General features: G+C 58.5%; 14 protein-coding genes, 1 tRNA gene and 1 pseudogene. 8 read left to right on the top strand and 8 right to left on the bottom strand.

Translation table 11 applies throughout. The features are described 5' to 3' along the window. Positions 1 to 130 precede the first annotated feature (130 nt). From ACWGXE_RS11940 to ACWGXE_RS11920, 5 genes and pseudogenes are all read right to left on the bottom strand, one after another. Positions 131 to 313 carry a DUF1059 domain-containing protein gene (locus ACWGXE_RS11940; protein ID WP_447597986.1) on the bottom strand — a complete coding sequence of 61 codons (183 nt, stop codon included), beginning with the start codon at positions 311 to 313 and terminating at the stop codon, positions 131 to 133. 708 nt (positions 314 to 1,021) lie between these two features. Beyond that, positions 1,022 to 1,097, bottom strand: a tRNA-Arg gene (locus ACWGXE_RS11935). A 91-nt stretch (positions 1,098 to 1,188) separates the two neighbouring features. Further along, entirely contained in the window at positions 1,189 to 2,076 is an 888-nt protein-coding gene (locus ACWGXE_RS11930) for a hypothetical protein (protein WP_447603721.1), read from the bottom strand. 33 nt (positions 2,077 to 2,109) lie between these two features. Next, a pseudogene (locus tag ACWGXE_RS11925) lies at positions 2,110 to 2,286 on the bottom strand (hypothetical protein); the annotation flags it as partial. An 8-nt stretch (positions 2,287 to 2,294) separates the two neighbouring features. After that, positions 2,295 to 2,894, bottom strand: coding sequence for a hypothetical protein (locus ACWGXE_RS11920; RefSeq protein WP_447603944.1), 600 nt, complete (start codon positions 2,892 to 2,894; stop codon positions 2,295 to 2,297). Positions 2,895 to 3,421: 527 nt separating this feature from the next. On the opposite strand from ACWGXE_RS11920, the gene ACWGXE_RS11915 reads away from it, so the two are divergent. Next, positions 3,422 to 4,462, top strand: coding sequence for a hypothetical protein (locus ACWGXE_RS11915; RefSeq protein ID WP_447597985.1), 1,041 nt, complete (start codon positions 3,422 to 3,424; stop codon positions 4,460 to 4,462). An 18-nt stretch (positions 4,463 to 4,480) separates the two neighbouring features. Here the strand turns inward: ACWGXE_RS11915 and ACWGXE_RS11910 are convergent, their stop codons facing one another. The 3 genes from ACWGXE_RS11910 to glgC all read right to left on the bottom strand — a co-directional run bounded on the left by ACWGXE_RS11910 (position 4,481) and on the right by glgC (position 8,740). Then, on the bottom strand, positions 4,481 to 5,548 hold the full coding sequence (locus ACWGXE_RS11910; protein ID WP_447597984.1) for a DEAD/DEAH box helicase: 1,068 nt from the start codon (positions 5,546 to 5,548) through the stop codon (positions 4,481 to 4,483). Between the two features lie 116 nt (positions 5,549 to 5,664). Next, positions 5,665 to 7,527, bottom strand: a complete 1,863-nt coding sequence (locus ACWGXE_RS11905) for a helicase-related protein (protein ID WP_447597983.1) — start codon at positions 7,525 to 7,527, stop codon at positions 5,665 to 5,667. Continuing rightward, on the bottom strand, positions 7,502 to 8,740 hold the full coding sequence (gene glgC, locus ACWGXE_RS11900) for a glucose-1-phosphate adenylyltransferase (protein WP_447597982.1): 1,239 nt from the start codon (positions 8,738 to 8,740) through the stop codon (positions 7,502 to 7,504). Before glgC ends, ACWGXE_RS11905 begins: the two co-directional genes overlap by 26 nt. A gap of 137 nt (positions 8,741 to 8,877) precedes the next feature. Between glgC and ACWGXE_RS11895 the strand changes: the two genes are divergently transcribed. The 7 genes from ACWGXE_RS11895 (at position 8,878) to ACWGXE_RS11865 (ending at position 15,665) form a co-directional block, all read left to right on the top strand. After that, positions 8,878 to 9,153 carry a hypothetical protein gene (locus tag ACWGXE_RS11895; RefSeq protein ID WP_447597981.1) on the top strand — a complete coding sequence of 92 codons (276 nt, stop codon included), beginning with the start codon at positions 8,878 to 8,880 and terminating at the stop codon, positions 9,151 to 9,153. A 34-nt stretch (positions 9,154 to 9,187) separates the two neighbouring features. Beyond that, a complete protein-coding gene (locus ACWGXE_RS11890; RefSeq protein ID WP_447597980.1) occupies positions 9,188 to 10,333 on the top strand; it encodes an ABC transporter ATP-binding protein in 1,146 nt (381 codons plus the stop codon). Next, the gene (locus tag ACWGXE_RS11885; protein WP_447597979.1) at positions 10,330 to 11,223 is read left to right on the top strand and encodes an ABC transporter permease; all 894 of its coding nucleotides are present in this window, start codon (positions 10,330 to 10,332) and stop codon (positions 11,221 to 11,223) included. Before ACWGXE_RS11890 ends, ACWGXE_RS11885 begins: the two co-directional genes overlap by 4 nt. Next, entirely contained in the window at positions 11,220 to 11,996 is a 777-nt protein-coding gene (locus ACWGXE_RS11880; protein ID WP_447597978.1) for an ABC transporter permease, read from the top strand. The genes ACWGXE_RS11885 and ACWGXE_RS11880 overlap by 4 nt, the downstream gene beginning before the upstream one ends. Continuing rightward, positions 11,993 to 13,069 carry an ABC transporter substrate-binding protein gene (locus ACWGXE_RS11875; RefSeq protein WP_447597977.1) on the top strand — a complete coding sequence of 359 codons (1,077 nt, stop codon included), beginning with the start codon at positions 11,993 to 11,995 and terminating at the stop codon, positions 13,067 to 13,069. The genes ACWGXE_RS11880 and ACWGXE_RS11875 overlap by 4 nt, the downstream gene beginning before the upstream one ends. Positions 13,070 to 13,179: 110 nt before the next feature. Continuing rightward, the gene (locus tag ACWGXE_RS11870; RefSeq protein WP_447597976.1) at positions 13,180 to 14,523 is read left to right on the top strand and encodes a TolC family protein; all 1,344 of its coding nucleotides are present in this window, start codon (positions 13,180 to 13,182) and stop codon (positions 14,521 to 14,523) included. Continuing rightward, entirely contained in the window at positions 14,520 to 15,665 is a 1,146-nt protein-coding gene (locus ACWGXE_RS11865; RefSeq protein WP_447597975.1) for an efflux RND transporter periplasmic adaptor subunit, read from the top strand. Before ACWGXE_RS11870 ends, ACWGXE_RS11865 begins: the two co-directional genes overlap by 4 nt. Positions 15,666 to 15,679 lie beyond the last annotated feature (14 nt).

Below are 15,679 nucleotides of genomic sequence, written 5' to 3'. Positions count from 1 at the left end.
GCTGTGTCGTAAGTAAGGCACCGCGGATCAAGACTTTATAGGATCTGATCCCATCGGATGAGGCGATGCGCAACACATCTTCGCCATTGAGTCGGGACGCTGTATTCACAAATGATTCAACAAAAGGTCTTTACTTCTCGTCCCGGATCGCTGCCTTCGCTTTTGCCTTGAGCTCCGGCGTGGCCTCGCGAATGCCATGTTGCTTCGCGTGTTCCATGGCGTTCTTCAGAACTTCCTCTTCGGTGTTTCCGCGGATGACCTGCTTACATCCGGATGTCGGATCTACCTTGTCACACTCGATGATCTTGCCCATGGTAATCGCTCCTTTTCGAGCCGTGCCCGACGTTTAAGGACATTCTTTAAGCGAGTGCTGCCGAAGATCTCTTACTAATCGCAATCGAAGACTTTAATCAAGAGGCGGCAGCAGCCAAGCTCCTAGGGGAACATGGGCTGAGTTGCTTGGAGTTTTCCTGGCTTGTTGAAGAAGGGCGCTAGATGGTGTTCGGGCATACTCTGGTATCCCACGCGTCATGTGCGAACATCGATTTGAGACGGCGCAAGTAGGGGCTATTTATTCCGGACTCGTGGATCTCACGGCAGTGCGGTCAGCAGGTCCTTCGTAAGCGCGACAAGCATGACTTCATTGGCGGTCGTGCAGTTGTGTAAGCACACGTGAAAGCGGTCTTAAGATCTCGTCATTGTAAATGGCAGGGCATTCCTGAGAAGTGGAACGGGCGTAATAGACCTACCTCAAGTACAAGTGCGCGGAATCGAATTATGGTTTTTACACGCGGGCACACGGAAGAGATGCTGCGCTTGGATAGCCCGCGGCTCACCGGAAGTGTGGAGCCGGCACGAATGATTCATCAATATCGTCGCGAAGCGGTAAAGGCGAGGTCCGCCGAGGGTGTACGGTGCGACGCGTAAGAGGCGCTGAGCTTGAGCGTGCCGGCGAGTCGTATCCGCCCGCGCAAGAAAGAGAGGCTGCGCCTGACGAGCGGGGTCCACACAAAGTGGCAAGTGGCGCGCCCGACAGGACTTGAACCTGTAACCCCCAGATCCGTAGTCTGGTGCTCTATCCATTGAGCTACGGGCGCGAGGCGCTTGCTGCTTCCGTAGGCAAAGCAGCAAGGCAGCGCTCGTTATACAGGTCTTGGAGGAAAGGGGTCAAGTCGCCGCGTCCGACGATCAAAAGAGACTTCGACTCAACTCTGCGGACCGCCCGCTTTCATTTCCGGAATTGTCATATGCCGTGAGCGCGAAGAAATAGGTCACGCCCTTCGGCAAGGTAATGACATAGGACGTGACCTTCCCTACATCCACCGTTCGACTGTAGACGCCTGAAGCTGTTCCAATATACAGCCTGTAGCCGGCAAGGTCGGCTTCGCTGTTCGCCGCCCAGGTCACCGTCGCCGTGCCGTTTGTGGGCGACGGCGGAGGTGGAGGCGGTGGGGTGACCCCGCCAATCGGAGGAGGCGGCGGGGGCGGCGGCGGCGGTGTGGTCGTGCCTGTTTGCTGGACGTTTACTGTGATTGGGACCTGGATGAGACGTGAGACGCCCGGCCCCGATTCGCTGATATAGACCAATCCGGAATTTGCACCCAGCGACATGGAAGAACTGTTCACTGTGACCTGTACGGTGTCCAGTTCCGTCGTAATGCTGTTACTGCTGCCGTAGGCCGGTGAAAGTGATACCCACATGACACTGGTCTTCGGCTCCCAAAAATGCTGCTCGGTGCCGCTCTTCTGGAGGTTGAGCGTGAGGGTGGTGGTCTGTCCTTTGACGACATTCGCCGAGAGCGATCCGGGCCAGGCCGTGATATTCGAGTTCAGCGAACTCGGGGGGGGTGACGCCGGAGGTGGTGACGCGGGCGGCGGTGACGCCGGCGGCGGCGAGGCGGGCGGTGGTGAGGCTGGGGGTGGTGACGCCGGGGGCGGTGACGCGGGCGGCGGGGGCGGCGGCGTGGTTGTCCCGGTTTGCGCGACCATGACTGTTATGGGGACCTGCATGAGACGCGAGACGCCGGGACCGGATTCCCATACATAGATCAATCCAGAGTTCGTACCGACGGTCATGTTGGTGCTGTTGACAGTGATCCGCAAGGTATCAAGTTCGGTCGTGATGGTGTTATTGCTGCCATAGGCCGGCGAAAGCGTAACCCATCCGACGCTGGCCTTTGGCTCCCAGACGTGTTGCTCGGCTCCGGTCTTTTGGAGATTGAGCGTGAGCGTCGTGGTCTGCCCTTTGACGACATTCGCCGAAAGCGATGCGGGCCAGGCTGTGATATTCGAGTTCAGCGAACTCGGGGGTGACGCCGGAGGTGGTGACGCGGGCGGCGGCGACGCCGGGGCGGCGAGGCGGGAGGGGGTGGTGAGGCCGGGGGTGGTGAGGCGGGCGGTGGTGAGGCGGGCGGTGGAGACGGCGGCGTGGTCGTGCCGGACTGGGTGACTGTCACCGTCACCGGGACCGTAACAAAATTGGAAATACCCGGACCCGACTGCATGATGTAGACGAGGCCGGAATTCGTGCCGAGCGTCATGTTCGCGCTGTTGATGGTCACCCGCACCTGATCCACTTCGGTTGTGATGGTATTGCTGCTGCCATAGGCCGGAGAAAGAGCAATCCACGTCACGCTTGTTTTGGGTTCCCAGAAATTCTGCTCGGTGGTGCTTTTTTGAAGGTTGAGCGTCAGGGTCGTGCTCTGCCCCTTCACCAGGGTTGCGGACAGGGCGGCGGGGGACACTTGGATATTTTGCGCAAGGGCCGATGCGCCAAAAAGGCCGATCAATGCCGTGGTCAGGATGCAAATTCGCGTGAAGAATTTTCCTCCTGCGCGTGACACATGGGGCTGTGTAATTCGGCGCAGCTTGTGGTGAGAGAGACCTGCATTCATTAACGGCTCCTCCAATTGAAGTGATCGACCTCGCCCAGAGCAAAGCAGTCCATGAGCAACTGCCATGCCATCATGGCGGTTGCTTGGTGCGAGCAAGCGATCACGCTCAATGCGAGAGGAAATCGCACCGACGAAATCTTCCCTAAGTGGTTGGTGACGCCGCACCATAGTGGATCATAGACGCTGCGGTCAAGAAATATTGTTCGGGAAATTGCATACACCGCCGGGCTCCGCCGTCGATAATGATCCGTCTATCACCGCGCGACATGTGTAGGCGGCCGGCACATGGGTGTACAAAAGTGATGCTCGGCAAAGATTTCCTAAGGACTTGGACTGAGAACGGGAATATCCCGTGACGCCCGGTTGAAGAACGAAAATAGTTGTTGACCCGATAGGAGAGGATCGGGTATCTGAGAAGCCACGGCGCCCGTAGTATACTAAGTACATATACTAGATGATGGCAGCCCCAGTGCCGGCGCCAAATTGATGGCCTGAAACCCGGCTTGCAACGGAGAAAGAATGACGTGATGACGACTTGTTGGTGGCGCCGAGCGATCATCGGCGTGTTCCTTGTTGCCGCATGGCCGGGCTTGATCGAACCGGCTTGGGCGGACACACCGGAAGCGAAGGATCCACTGGTGAAAAGCGTCGAAGTCGGCGTGACCGGGTGGTTCACTCAGGGCAAGACCGACTGGAGCCATGACGCGTCCCATCTGGATCCGGATCTCGGGAATCCCAGCTCAAAATTGAAATATGAGGACGTAGGAACCAATGTCGTGGAACTGGCCGGGAAGGTTCGATTCAAGAACCGGCTTTTTCTGCAGGCGAATTTTGGTTTTGCGGAGATCGGCGGAGGCCGGTTAACGGACGACGATTTCCTCAGCGCGCAAGGCGCCGCCAATAACGGCGCGAGCATGCCGGGTGCGCAGCGCTTCTCCCGGACCTTCAGCGATATCGGCGGCGACGATATGTGGTACGTCAACGCCGACATCGGATTCCTGGCGCACGAGTTCCGCCGCAACAAGGGTTTTCTGGACTTGTTTGTCGGATTTCAATATTGGCGGGAGAAGCAGGTTGCGAACGGCCTGCTCCAAGTCGAGTGCACCACCGCTTCGTCTCCGAACCCCTCTTTCGGCTGTCCTCCCGCGGGGACGAGCCGGTTCAAGGGTCAGACGGTTATCACCAATACCGTGCACTGGACTTCATTGAAGGTCTTGGGAAGCCAGATCCGGTACCAGCTCTGGCCCCGGGTCGATATTGATGCCAAGGCCGCCTTTCTCGTCACATGGTTGAATAATGAAGATGTGCATCACTTGCGCACCGATCTGGCGCAGGATCCCAGTTTCAAAATGACGGGAGTCGGGATCGGCACGAATGCCGATATCAACGTCCGGGTGATGCTGATACAGCGGCTCTATCTGACGGGAGGCTATCGCGTCTGGTGGACCAAGGTCACCGACGGGGATTGGAAAATTTATGGGGCGAATGGATCGAGCGCAAGCGCGAATCTCAATGAATTTGAAACGTTGCGCCACGGGCCGACGGTCGGACTCACATACGTGTTCTGAGTTCCAAGACCGCGTATCTTATCGTCCCCGTGACGGCAACGTTTCCTCTTCATACTCCGCGAATAATCGCCGTGCTTCCGGATGCAGCAGGTGGGGTTGTCCCTGCGGAATACCCACTGTTCTGAACAGCGGGGTCAATTTTCCGTTGGGATGCAGATAGCCCGCGCGAAGCGGCACTGACCGGCGGGCATGCCGAACTAAATGGCACGGCGTCGAGCGTATTGAGCTCAGCCAATCGGCGATGTCTTGAGGATTGCCGATCGAAGCGGAGAGCAGAAGCAGGCGGGCCTGGCTGGGACAAAAAATCAGGGTTTCCTCCCAGACGACTCCGCGTTCCGGATCGGCCAGATATTGCGATTCATCGAGAATGACCAAACCCATCGTATCGAGCCTGAGATCGATCTCACCGCCGGCCGCGTCATAGAGAAGATTCCGCAGGATTTCGGTCGTCATGATTAAGAGAGGCGCCTGCGCATTCTCACGCCGGTCTCCGGTCAGAATGCCGACGCGTTCCGGCCCGAACAGTTTTGAAAATTCCGTATATTTCGTATTCGAGAGGGCCTTCAGCGGCGACGTATAGATGACGGTGCGGTTGTCTTCCATGGCCCGGCGCGCTGCTTCGACGGCGACATACGTCTTGCCGCTCCCCGTCGGCACGCTCACGATAACGTCGGTCTCAGCCAGGCAGGCCAGGGCCTCCGTCTGCCATGCATCTGGAACAAAAGGCTGGGATGGCGGCACGCCGAGACCTTCCAGCCACGCATGAAGCGAAACCGGCGGACTATGGTGCTCCGGCTCTGCCTGCCTCTGCTCCCGCCGCTCTGTTGCCGCTCGAGGGGCATGCGGTGGACGGTGGATCTTTGGGCGCGGATCGGACAGTTCTGCCTGCCGGTTCCGGCGATCTTGGACGAGGGTGACAAGATCCGATTCCAGGCCGGGACGGTTCTGATCAGAATGTCTCAGGAGCAGATCGATCAGCCGTCGCTTTCCTGCTCGAAAATGCCGGGGCACACGCCCCCGGGCGAGTCGATGCAGCAGTGAGACGGGTTGTTGAGCCAGCAGACGTTCAAGTTCTTCGGTCGTCATCTGCCCTCGTTATTTGTCTTCAATCGTTCGTGTTTTCAAATTCTTCATTTCATCATTCCCCATTCCTAGATCCCATCATTACAATTCCCCATCCCTCATCCTTCATTCATAATTTCTTAGGGCAGTTCCTCGAGCACCCCTCGACGCATCGCCTGCGTGGCCCGTTCGGCTGTTTCCGCCAAGGACGGATGACTCGCTCTGAGCGACTGGAGTTGAGAGAGGAATTCGAGCGTGCGGGCGAACAATCGATACATATCTCCCTCGGCCATCGAAGTCACGCGCGCCAGGCCGATCCATGTCAGTGTTTGATCGTTCACCCACCGTTCCGTGAGCGAGGCGACGTCGGCGCGCAGGAGCGGGGACTCCTCGTGAGGCGCGAGGGATTCGGCCAGCTTCCGAACTTGAAACAGCAGCGTGAGCAAACCGGCACTACCCCGGGGAAATGAGCCGGGGCGATCGTCGTCATGGGCAATGCTGGCCATGATGCCCGCCAACAGCGCAGGATCCGCTCCGGCAAACGCCTCGGCGCGGATCAATTCCGTGATCAGGAGCGAATGGTCGATTCGAATGAGCCTGGCCCAATCGCCGTCTTCCGTCAAATGGGCGGTGGGCGTGAGGTAGCCGAACTGCTGCAACACCTCCATCCGTTCCTGAAAACGATGCCAGATACTCGTATGCAGCGCCTGAATAGCTTTCGTGTGGCGGTGAATATCTTGCCTGATACGATGCGCGGCCGCGTAATCCTTCTGGCACGCGTATCGCGACGGACAGGTGGGACAGGGAAAGTCGCCCAAGGTTTGCACGATCGACCCGTCGATGGCTTCTTCCGCTTCCTTGGATGCGATGATCGGGAGCAGCGGCAGGCGAGGAGGTAACTCCGACAGTTCATGGACGAGGTGTCCCAGACTTTCCTGCGTGCACCAGGGATAGGCGGACGATTCGACGCACTCGAAGGTCCGATCAAAGATGGAAGCCACATGAGTGGCGGGGCATTCCGTGATGCCGCCTCCGGGCCGCAAGAGAGTGACCATCGGACTGCGTTGGCCTTTACTCCGGTACTGGCGGAGGACAATGCCACGGCCTTTGGAAAGACCCACCACCCGGCCGGGAGTCAGAAAATGCAGTCGGGCGGCCAGCGCCGGTGATTCGGTCGCCTTCGCATGGCTCCGATGGGGCTTATGTTTGCGGGCATGGTCGAAGACTTGCCATTGGGTAATCCAGTCGGAACAGACCCGGGGCCCATAGGGCTCCATGTCCTTGCGGAGACCGTCGAGTTTCTGCTCGAGCGCTTCTGCGCGTCGATTCAACTGGAACTGCGCAAAGCTCTTGGCAAGGATGGATTGGATTTGCTCCAGCGGGTGGGCTTTGAGCAGGTTCAGGACCATCGGATAGGTGATGACAAATTGGCTGTCGATCGGTTCCGGCTGTCCCGTGAGTCCTTTGGCAATCGCCATCAAATCGATATAGGGGGACGGGGTAACGACCGCGAAACCCACGAGATCCTTGCCGCGCCGTCCCGCACGGCCGGCGAGCTGCTGGATCTCGCTGACCGTCAGATCGGTAAAGTCGCGCGCCTTGCGAATGCTCGATTGCGTCACCACGACGGTGCGAGCCGGAAAATCGACGCCCGCCGCCAAGGTCGTCGTGGCAAACACGGCGTCAAGGCAGCCATGGCGCATCAGTTCCTCCACGGCGATTTTCCATGAGGGAAGATGGCCGGCGTGATGGGCGGCCACACCGATCTGTTGAACCGTAGCAATGAGAGGGTGTTCCGCGATACTCGGAAATTGCTCAATGACATGCGCCAGCACGTCGGCGATGCGTTGTTGCCGGATTGCCGGCAAGACGATCTGGCTGTGCTCGAAAGCCTGCATCGCCTCGTCGCACGCACGCCGTGAGGTGAGAAACACGATGGCGGGAGTCAGATGTTTGTTCCGAAGCGTGGCGATGAGATCAACCGGATGAATGGAGGGAGGCATCGAGCTTCATACCCTTCGAGATGACCACCAGTCCGGATTCAGTGACCTTGAAACGTTGGCGATCCGCGGCGGAGTCATACCCGATTTCAGTTTTCGCCGGAATCACGACATCCTTATCGATGATCGCGCGCCGGATCCGGGCGCGGTCGCCGATCACGACATTTTCCATGACCACCGATTCCCGCACGTCGGCATGGTCATGCACGATGACATCGGGGGAAAGCACCGAATTTTGCACGCGGCCGCCCGAAATAATGCAGCCGCCGCAGACGACGGAGTCGAGGGCGACTCCCATTCGCCCGCCTTGATAGTCTTGCGCAAAGACAAATTTGGCCGGAGGGAATTGGCCCTGATACGTTCGGATGGGCCATTCCTGATCATAGAGATTGAACAGGGGATCTACGGCCACCAGATCCATATTGGCTTCCCAATAGGCGTCCAGCGTGCCGATGTCGCGCCAGTATTTGACGGCCTTTTTGTTTTCGTCCTGAAACTTGAAGGCATACACCTTTTGTTCTTCGATCATGCGGGGGATGATATCTTTGCCGAAATCATGTTTGGTGCCTTCCTTGGCGTCCCGGATCAATTGTTCCCGGACCGCCTCGGTGCGAAACAGGTAAATCCCCATCGATACAAAGGCTTGGGTCGGGTCACCCGGCATGGGGCTGGGCTTCGCCGGCTTCTCGTCAAAGCGCAGAATCCGACAATCCTCGTCCACGCTGATGACCCCGAACCGGCTGGCGTCTTGGAGCGGCGTCTCAATGGCGCCGACCACGGCGTCAGCCTGCTTCGACAGCAGAAAGTGATACATGTCGGCATAGTTCATCTTATAAATGTGGTCCCCGGCCAGGATCAGCAGAAAATCAGGGGGATCCTGGTCCAGCAGGAACAAGTTTTGATAGACCGCGTCGGCGGTGCCTTTGTACCAGTCTTCACTAATGCGCTGCTGGGGCGGGATCGAGGCGAGATATTCACCGAGCTCCGGATTCAGAATGTTCCAGCCGCGTCTAATGTGGCGATCCAGCGAATGCGATTTGTATTGGATGAGGACGGCGATCTGCCGGAGTCCGGAGTTCAGGCAGTTGCTAAGCGTGAAATCGATGATCCGGTACTTGCCTCCAAACGGAACGGCCGGCTTGGCCCGCTGCTCGGTGAGGGGATAGAGCCGTTCCCCTTTTCCGCCCGCCAGCACCATGGTAAAGATTTTATTCACGTCGGGATTGTAACAGGACCATAGACAAATGGAAAGGAACAGGAAACGTTGACTTCGCCGCCGATGGAGATAATACTAGGACCAGGCGCGCGTTCCGGAAATAAGCTCACGCCGGGGCGCCGCGACAAGGAGTGCCTATGAAACGTCAAGCCGTAGTTCGATCGGTGGTGAAAAGCGCGGGAACCGCCAATCCCATGAAAGACATCATCTGGAGGCTCGAGCGTCTGGAGCGGCAGGTGCAGAAGCTGTCCGAGCTGGTCAGAGATCACGCGGAAGATAATGACCGGCTGGTCCGGATCGTCGCCGAGGACCGTGATGTGATTCGCCGCTCGCTGCTGCGCAAGCATGAACAGAAAGTTCGCGTGCGCCGGCACTTGCGCGATGTGAGTTGGAAAAACGGGGCGGAAAGCTGAACGAGTCTCTCCTTTATGTAGCCGTTTGCGTTTGATGCCGGAGTCATTGTCTACCGATCTCCCTTCTTCTCCAGGCCTCCTTCCCGGCCGATTCAGTATTGAAGCCGAGCATCTCGTCAAGCGCTACGGCGCCGTCGTTGCCGTCGATGATGTAGGCCTGCGCATACGTCCAGGCGAGTTTTTTTCTCTCTTGGGTCCGAGCGGAGCGGGAAAAACGTCGATCCTCCGCATGCTCGCCGGGTTCGAAACGCCCGACACCGGCACGTTGTCGATTGAAGGGCAATCGATGGCGGGCGTGCCGGCGCACCGGCGGCCGGTGAACCTCGTCTTCCAGTCGTATGCCCTCTTCCCGCATCTGAGAGTCGCCGAGAATATCGCCTTCGGCCTCGAAATGAAGCGCCGGCCCCGCCCTGAAATCCTCGAGCGGGTCGCTGATATCCTCGCGATGGTGAAACTGTCGGGAAAAGAGCACCGATGGCCACACGAGTTATCCGGCGGGGAACAGCAACGGGTCGCGCTCGCCCGCGCGTTGGTCAACCGGCCCGCCGTATTGTTGCTCGATGAGCCGCTGTCCGCGCTCGATCAGCAACTCCGCCAGGAGATGCAAGTTGAATTGAAGTCGATTCAAGAGCAGGTCGGCATCACCTTTGTGTGTGTGACCCATCACCAGCAGGAAGCCCTCGCCATGTCGGATCGGGTCGGAGTGATGCAACAAGGTCGCTTAGTTCAAGTCGGTACTCCCCGCGAAGTCTATGACCAGCCGGCAAGCCTCTCCGTCGCCCGCTTCATCGGGGAATCCAACGAACTCTCAGGACTGTTCCATGATATCGGCGGGGGGTATGGGATGTTGGCGCCGTCCTTCATACAGGCGCCGGCTATCAAGGCTCGTTGTGCAAGGAAGTCGGAGTCCCAGCACCAGAACGTCGTTCTTTCGCTTCGCCCCGAGCACCTCCGGATTTTTCGCGGCGACTTTCATAACTCCTGCGATAACCGGTTGCCGGGCCGCATCGAAAAGGCCCTGTACGGCGGTCATGAAACGCATTATATGGTTCGCGTCAGCGAGGAGATGTGCTGGAAAGTCGTGACGGCCACTCCGCGTGGCGACGACAAACCATTCGCGCCGGGCGAACAGGTATTCCTCAGCTGGCGCGCCGATGATGGACTGATCTTTCCAGAGTGAAGAATCTCTCGGCACCCTCACAACCTGCGCGTTCGGAACCGCCGCTCGGCTACTCCGGATGGCTCTTGGCGCCGGCCGCTCTATGGATGGGCTGTTTCTTTCTCGCTCCACTGCTGATCGTGCTGGCCGTGAGTTTCGCGACGCGGGGCGCCTATGGCGGGGTGGTCTGGGAATTCACACTCGCCAATTACGGCGAATTGCTGCATTCGATCTACGTCGTCATTTTCGTCCAGTCGCTCGTGTACGCCGCCGTCACCACATGTCTTTGCCTCGTGGTCGGCTTTCCGTTCGCCTATTTCATCGCCAGGGCACCCCGCCATCTCCAATCAATCTGGCTCCTGGTGATTCTCGTGCCATTCTGGACGAATTTTCTCGTCCGGACGTATGCCTGGATGTTTCTGTTGCGCGCTGAAGGCTTGTTCAACGGGTGGCTGCTCCACTGGGGCCTGATCGACGAGCCGATACACATGCTCTACCAGCCCGTCGCCGTGCTGATCGGCCTTGTCTACGGATACCTTCCCTTTATGGTCTTGCCGCTCTACGTGGCGTGCGAACGGCTCGACCCCACGCTGATCGATGCCGCGCGCGATCTGTATGCGGGACGCACGGCGACGTTCCGTCTGGTCATCTGGCCCCTCGTCAAGCCGGGTGTCGTGGCCGGCTCGCTCTTAGTTTTTATTCCGACGGTCGGCGCCTTTATCACGCCTGATTTACTGGGAGGCGCCCGCACGATGATGATCGGCAATCTGATACAGCATGAATATCTGGTCGTCCGGGACTGGCCATTGGGATCGGCGCTCTCGTTTGTCCTAATGGCCGTCGTCATCCTGTTATTGAGAGGATATGTTCGCGCCGATGGGCGATGGAGCCTGCCGCAGGTGTCGCAATGACTCCGCGCGGTTTCTGGCTGAAGCTCGCCACGGCCGGCAATGTCTTGTTTCTCTACCTGCCGATCGCCGTCCTAATTCTGTTTTCGTTTAATGCCTCCCGCCTGTCGGCGAGCTGGCAGGGGTTCACGTTAGAGTGGTATCGGCTGTTGTTGACAGATCAGGCTTTGCTGGAGGCGACGTTCAATAGCCTCATCGTGGCCGGTCTTTCGACCGTCATTTCTCTTATATTGGGTGTCATGGGAGCGTTAGGCATCGAGCGGCTGTCCGCCCGCTATCAGACGGCCTTCGACGGGATGATCCTGTTGCCGTTGATCATTCCTGAGATCATGATGGGCGTCGCCTTGATGCTGCTGTTCGTTACCGTCAGACTGCCGTTGAGCTTGGTCACGGTGGTGATCGGCCATGTGGTCTTTAATCTGCCGTTAGTCATGGTCATCGTGAGGGCGCGTCTGCGGAAGCTTGATCCCAGGCTGATTGAGGCGGCGCGGGACTTGGGCGCCGGCACATGGCAGGTTTTCCGGCGAGTGACCGAACCCATGATCCGACCAGCCGTGATAGGGGCGGGCTTGATGGCATTGACCGTCTCGCTTGATGATTTCATCGTGACGTTCTTTCTCGCTGGACCCGGTGCGGCGACGCTGCCGATCAAAGTGTATTCGATGATCAAGGCCGGCATTTCGCCGGAGATCAATGCCTTATCAGCAGTCATGGTGCTGGCCTCTATGGGTCTGATTACCATCTCTCTTTTGATCCAGCGTCGCTCCTCCTCATGAGAACGAAGCGGCTCCCGGCCATCGGGATTTGCTTGGGAATCGTCGCTCTAGCCGCTGCTTGCACTCAGGATCCGCAGCCAAGCCTGCCCGAGGCACAGAATCACGGATCACGACCGACGCTCCACTACTTCACCTGGTCCGATTATGTCGGGCCGGAGATTTTGGCCGAGTTCGAGCGCCGGGAACAGGTACGGGTGGTCGTCGATGTATTCAGCAGCAATGAAGAACTTTTGGCGAAGCTCCAAAGCGGAGCAACCGGGTACGATGTCGCGGTACCTTCGGATTTCATGGTGGCCATTGCCATGCAATTGGGATTGCTTGAGGAACTGGACCAGGCGGCCATCCCGAACGCAAAGGCTCTGAACGCGCATCTTCAACGGTTGCCGTTCGACCCAACCCAGCGATATTCGGTTCCCTATCTCTGGGGCACGGTGGGGATCGGCTATGATTCCAATTTGATCAAAACCCCACCCGATAGCTGGGCGATTCTGTGGGATCCTCGGTACAAGGGACGCATCAGCATGCTGAACGATCAGCGGGAAGTGTTCGGAGCGACGCTCCGATGGATGGGACAGTCGTTGAACAGCACGGACCAAGCAGTGATTGAAACCGCCAAGGCAAAATTGATCGAACAGAAGCCGCTGGTGAAGACCTATACGAGCGATCACTATGACCAATTGCTGGCCACGGGGGAAGTCGTGCTGGCTCACGGGTGGGGTGGTCCCATCGCTCGGGCGATGCGGGAGCGGCCATCGATCCGATATGTCGTGCCGAAGGAAGGGGGAACGATTTGGGCCGATTGCCTGGTCGTGCTCAAAACCTCCCCCCAGAAGGAACTCGCCATGCGCTTTATCGATTATCTGCTCGATCCCCAGGTCGCGGCCCGTACCTCCGAACGCCTGATGTTTGCCGCGGCGCCGGCGATTGCCAAGGGGTTGGTGGCCCCTGGCGTCCAAGACAATCCCGCGGTGTATCCGCCGGACGAGATCCTCAATCGCTTGGAGTGGATGAAGGATGTTGGAGCGGCTGTTCGCGCCTACGACCGAGCCTGGACCGAGCTGAAGATGCGATGAAAATAGTCGGTGGTAGACTTTGTTTTAAAAGGTGCGGAGAATCAGTATAATACAGCGGCTTGCTACATGACTGACCGCCTGACTTGTTCCGATCCAAGCGAGCGCGGCGCATGGTGACTGCGGGGTGTGACTTGGAACATATGTGGAGACGTGCGCGAGCCGTCTCCTTCCTCTGCGTTATTCTCCTGGCTTCTCTCTCCGCGAAGGACGGCGCGTCAGCCGCGCAGTCAGTCGATCAGCCGTCCAAGGCCGGCTCTCACTCGCCGGCCAGCGTCAGGGTAAGCCTTCCGGAAGCTCTCTCGCTCTTCCTCAAACAGAACCTCGATCTGCTGATTGCCAAATACGGCATTGAATATAGCAGGGGACAACAAATTACCGCGAAGCTGTTTCCGAATCCATTGTTCTCGGTCGGCACGCTCAGTTCCTGGACTCAAGGGAATACCGTCACCAGAAGCGGCGAAATTCTGACGCAGGTCCAGCAACTCTTCGAGATCGCGGGCAAGCGGGGATATCGCATCGAAAGCGCGGCCTTTGGCGCCCAATCGGCTGAGGCCAACTTTGAAGATGCGGTTCGGCAACTCAGTTTCACCTTGAAAGATGCGTACTATCGAGTGCAACTGGCGCAACGGCGCTTGGCACTGGCGGAAGAAAACCGGGATCGGTTTTCACGCATTATGGAAGTGAATACCATCCGGTTCAAAAAAGGCTACATTGCCGAAGTCGATCTGATCCGCATTCGCCTGCAGGTCGTGGATTTTCAATCCCAGGTCATCGAAGCGATCCAGGAAGCGGAGTCCGCCCGAGCGGATTTGCGCCAACTCCTTCGCCTCTCGCCGCTGACCAAACTTGAGTTGACGACGGATCTGGATTTCCGCCGCGTTGACCCCGACATCGGGAAACTGCGGTCGGTGGCGCTCGAAGCGAGGCCGGATCTGCGCGGAAAGCGGGCGGCCTATTCGCAGCGGGAAGCCGATTTGAAACTGGCCAAGGCCTATCGGTATCCCGACGTCACAATTGGCGCCGGCTTTGCCGTGCAAGGTCCTCGCGGACCGGACAACCCGCAAATGGGGGTGTTGAACTTTGGCGTACCGCTGCCGCTGTTCAATCGGAACCAGGGCGGCGTGGTCCAGGCGGAGGTCGCGGCTCAGTCGGCGCAGGCGGATTTGGACAAGACCGTGAACCAGGTGGAGAATCAGGTCGACGTGGCCTACCACAATCTGCTCCAGAGCCGCCGCTTGGTGGAAGCGTATCTGGCCGGTGTGCTCGATGACGCGCGATCAACCTTCACGATCGTCGAGCGGGCCTATGAACGGGGTGGCGCGACGATCCTGGATCTCTTGGACGCAGCCAGGACGTCGCGCGCCATCCAGCAGAACTACATTGAAGCCCTGTTTACGTACCAACATAATTTGTTTCAGCTCGAAAGTGCGGTCGGGCAGGAGATTGCTTCATGAGGCTCATGCGGGGCGCGGCGATGGCGGGCATCGTATGCTTGTGCTTGGCAGCCTGTGGAAAAGCTCAGGAGCCGGCATCCTCGGACGCGGCTACATCGGCCGCCGAGCCGCAGGCCGAACGGTTCGCGCAATCCAGCCAGATTGAAACGGCGGTCATCGATGTAAAATCGGTGCAGCCGGAATTGATCCTGGCGGGCAAAGTGGCGTACGGCGAAGACCGGTATTCAAAGGTCTCGTCTCCATTACAGGGACGAGTCATGGAAGTACGGGCGCATTTGGGAGACCGCGTCAAAGCCGGCGATACGCTGCTGATCATCGACAGCCCCGACATTACGCAAGCCTATTCGGAGTTCGTCAAGGAGGCGTCGGAACTGGAATTCGCCACACGCGGCTATGAACTCGCAAAAGAACTCTATCAGACCAAGGCGCTGGCGCTGAAAGACCTCAAACAGGCGGAAAATGACCTCATTAAAGCCAGGGCGGAGTTCCGGCGGGCGAAAGAGCGGCTCTTGTCCCTCCGCGTCCCCAGCGTCGAGCTCGATAAGCCTTTGGCGCAGCAACGCATCACCTCGCGATTCGATATGAAGAGCCCGCTGACCGGGACGGTGGTGGAACGGACCGTGACGCCCGGCCAGTCGGTCAGCGCGGATGCGGGACAAGTTTTATTTACGGTGGCCGATCTGGACCGGCTGCAGGTGGTCGCCGACGTCTATGAGCGGGATCTGGCGCTGGTGAAGGTCAGTCAGGTGGCCAGGGTGAACGTGGAAGCTTACCCGGATGCGGATTTCGCCGCGGTGGTAGCGGCCATCGGCGATGTGGTGGATCCCAACACGAGGACCATCAAGGTCCGGGCATGGGTCGATAATCAAGATCACCGCCTGAAGCCTGAAATGTTTGCCCGTCTCCGGCTCGATATCGGGGACGCGAACCCGTTCTTGACGATTCCCAAAGAGGCGGTTGTGGAGGTGGACGGAAAATACTTCGTCTATCTGGTCGAATCGCCCGATAAATATATCAAGCGCGAAGTGCGTGTCTCGAACGTCTCGAATGATATGGTGCGCGTGCTGCAGGGCCTATCGCCAGGCCAGCGCATCGTGACCAAGGGCGCGGTCTTGGTCAAAGGTCAAGAGGTGAAAGGGTGAGCTTCGTTCGGGAT

The organism is Nitrospira sp. Nam80 (assembly GCF_965152575.1).
Note: the sequence above shows the minus strand (reverse complement) of the source record. Positions and strands in the feature narration are given on the sequence as shown.

Bases quoted from the DNA above. Each gene is read 5' to 3' on its own strand.
- ACWGXE_RS11940 (WP_447597986.1), bottom strand. From the start codon at position 313: ATGGGCAAGATCATCGAGTGTGACAAGGTAGATCCGACATCCGGATGT.
- ACWGXE_RS11930 (WP_447603721.1), bottom strand. From the start codon at position 2,076: ATGACCGTCGGTACGAACTCTGGATTGATCTATGTATGGGAATCCGGT.
- ACWGXE_RS11920 (WP_447603944.1), bottom strand. From the start codon at position 2,894: ATGAATGCAGGTCTCTCTCACCACAAGCTGCGCCGAATTACACAGCCC.
- ACWGXE_RS11915 (WP_447597985.1), top strand. From the start codon at position 3,422: ATGACGACTTGTTGGTGGCGCCGAGCGATCATCGGCGTGTTCCTTGTT.
- ACWGXE_RS11910 (WP_447597984.1), bottom strand. From the start codon at position 5,548: ATGACGACCGAAGAACTTGAACGTCTGCTGGCTCAACAACCCGTCTCA.
- ACWGXE_RS11905 (WP_447597983.1), bottom strand. From the start codon at position 7,527: ATGCCTCCCTCCATTCATCCGGTTGATCTCATCGCCACGCTTCGGAAC.
- ACWGXE_RS11895 (WP_447597981.1), top strand. From the start codon at position 8,878: ATGAAACGTCAAGCCGTAGTTCGATCGGTGGTGAAAAGCGCGGGAACC.
- ACWGXE_RS11890 (WP_447597980.1), top strand. From the start codon at position 9,188: ATGCCGGAGTCATTGTCTACCGATCTCCCTTCTTCTCCAGGCCTCCTT.
- ACWGXE_RS11880 (WP_447597978.1), top strand. From the start codon at position 11,220: ATGACTCCGCGCGGTTTCTGGCTGAAGCTCGCCACGGCCGGCAATGTC.
- ACWGXE_RS11875 (WP_447597977.1), top strand. From the start codon at position 11,993: ATGAGAACGAAGCGGCTCCCGGCCATCGGGATTTGCTTGGGAATCGTC.
- ACWGXE_RS11870 (WP_447597976.1), top strand. From the start codon at position 13,180: ATGGTGACTGCGGGGTGTGACTTGGAACATATGTGGAGACGTGCGCGA.
- ACWGXE_RS11865 (WP_447597975.1), top strand. From the start codon at position 14,520: ATGAGGCTCATGCGGGGCGCGGCGATGGCGGGCATCGTATGCTTGTGC.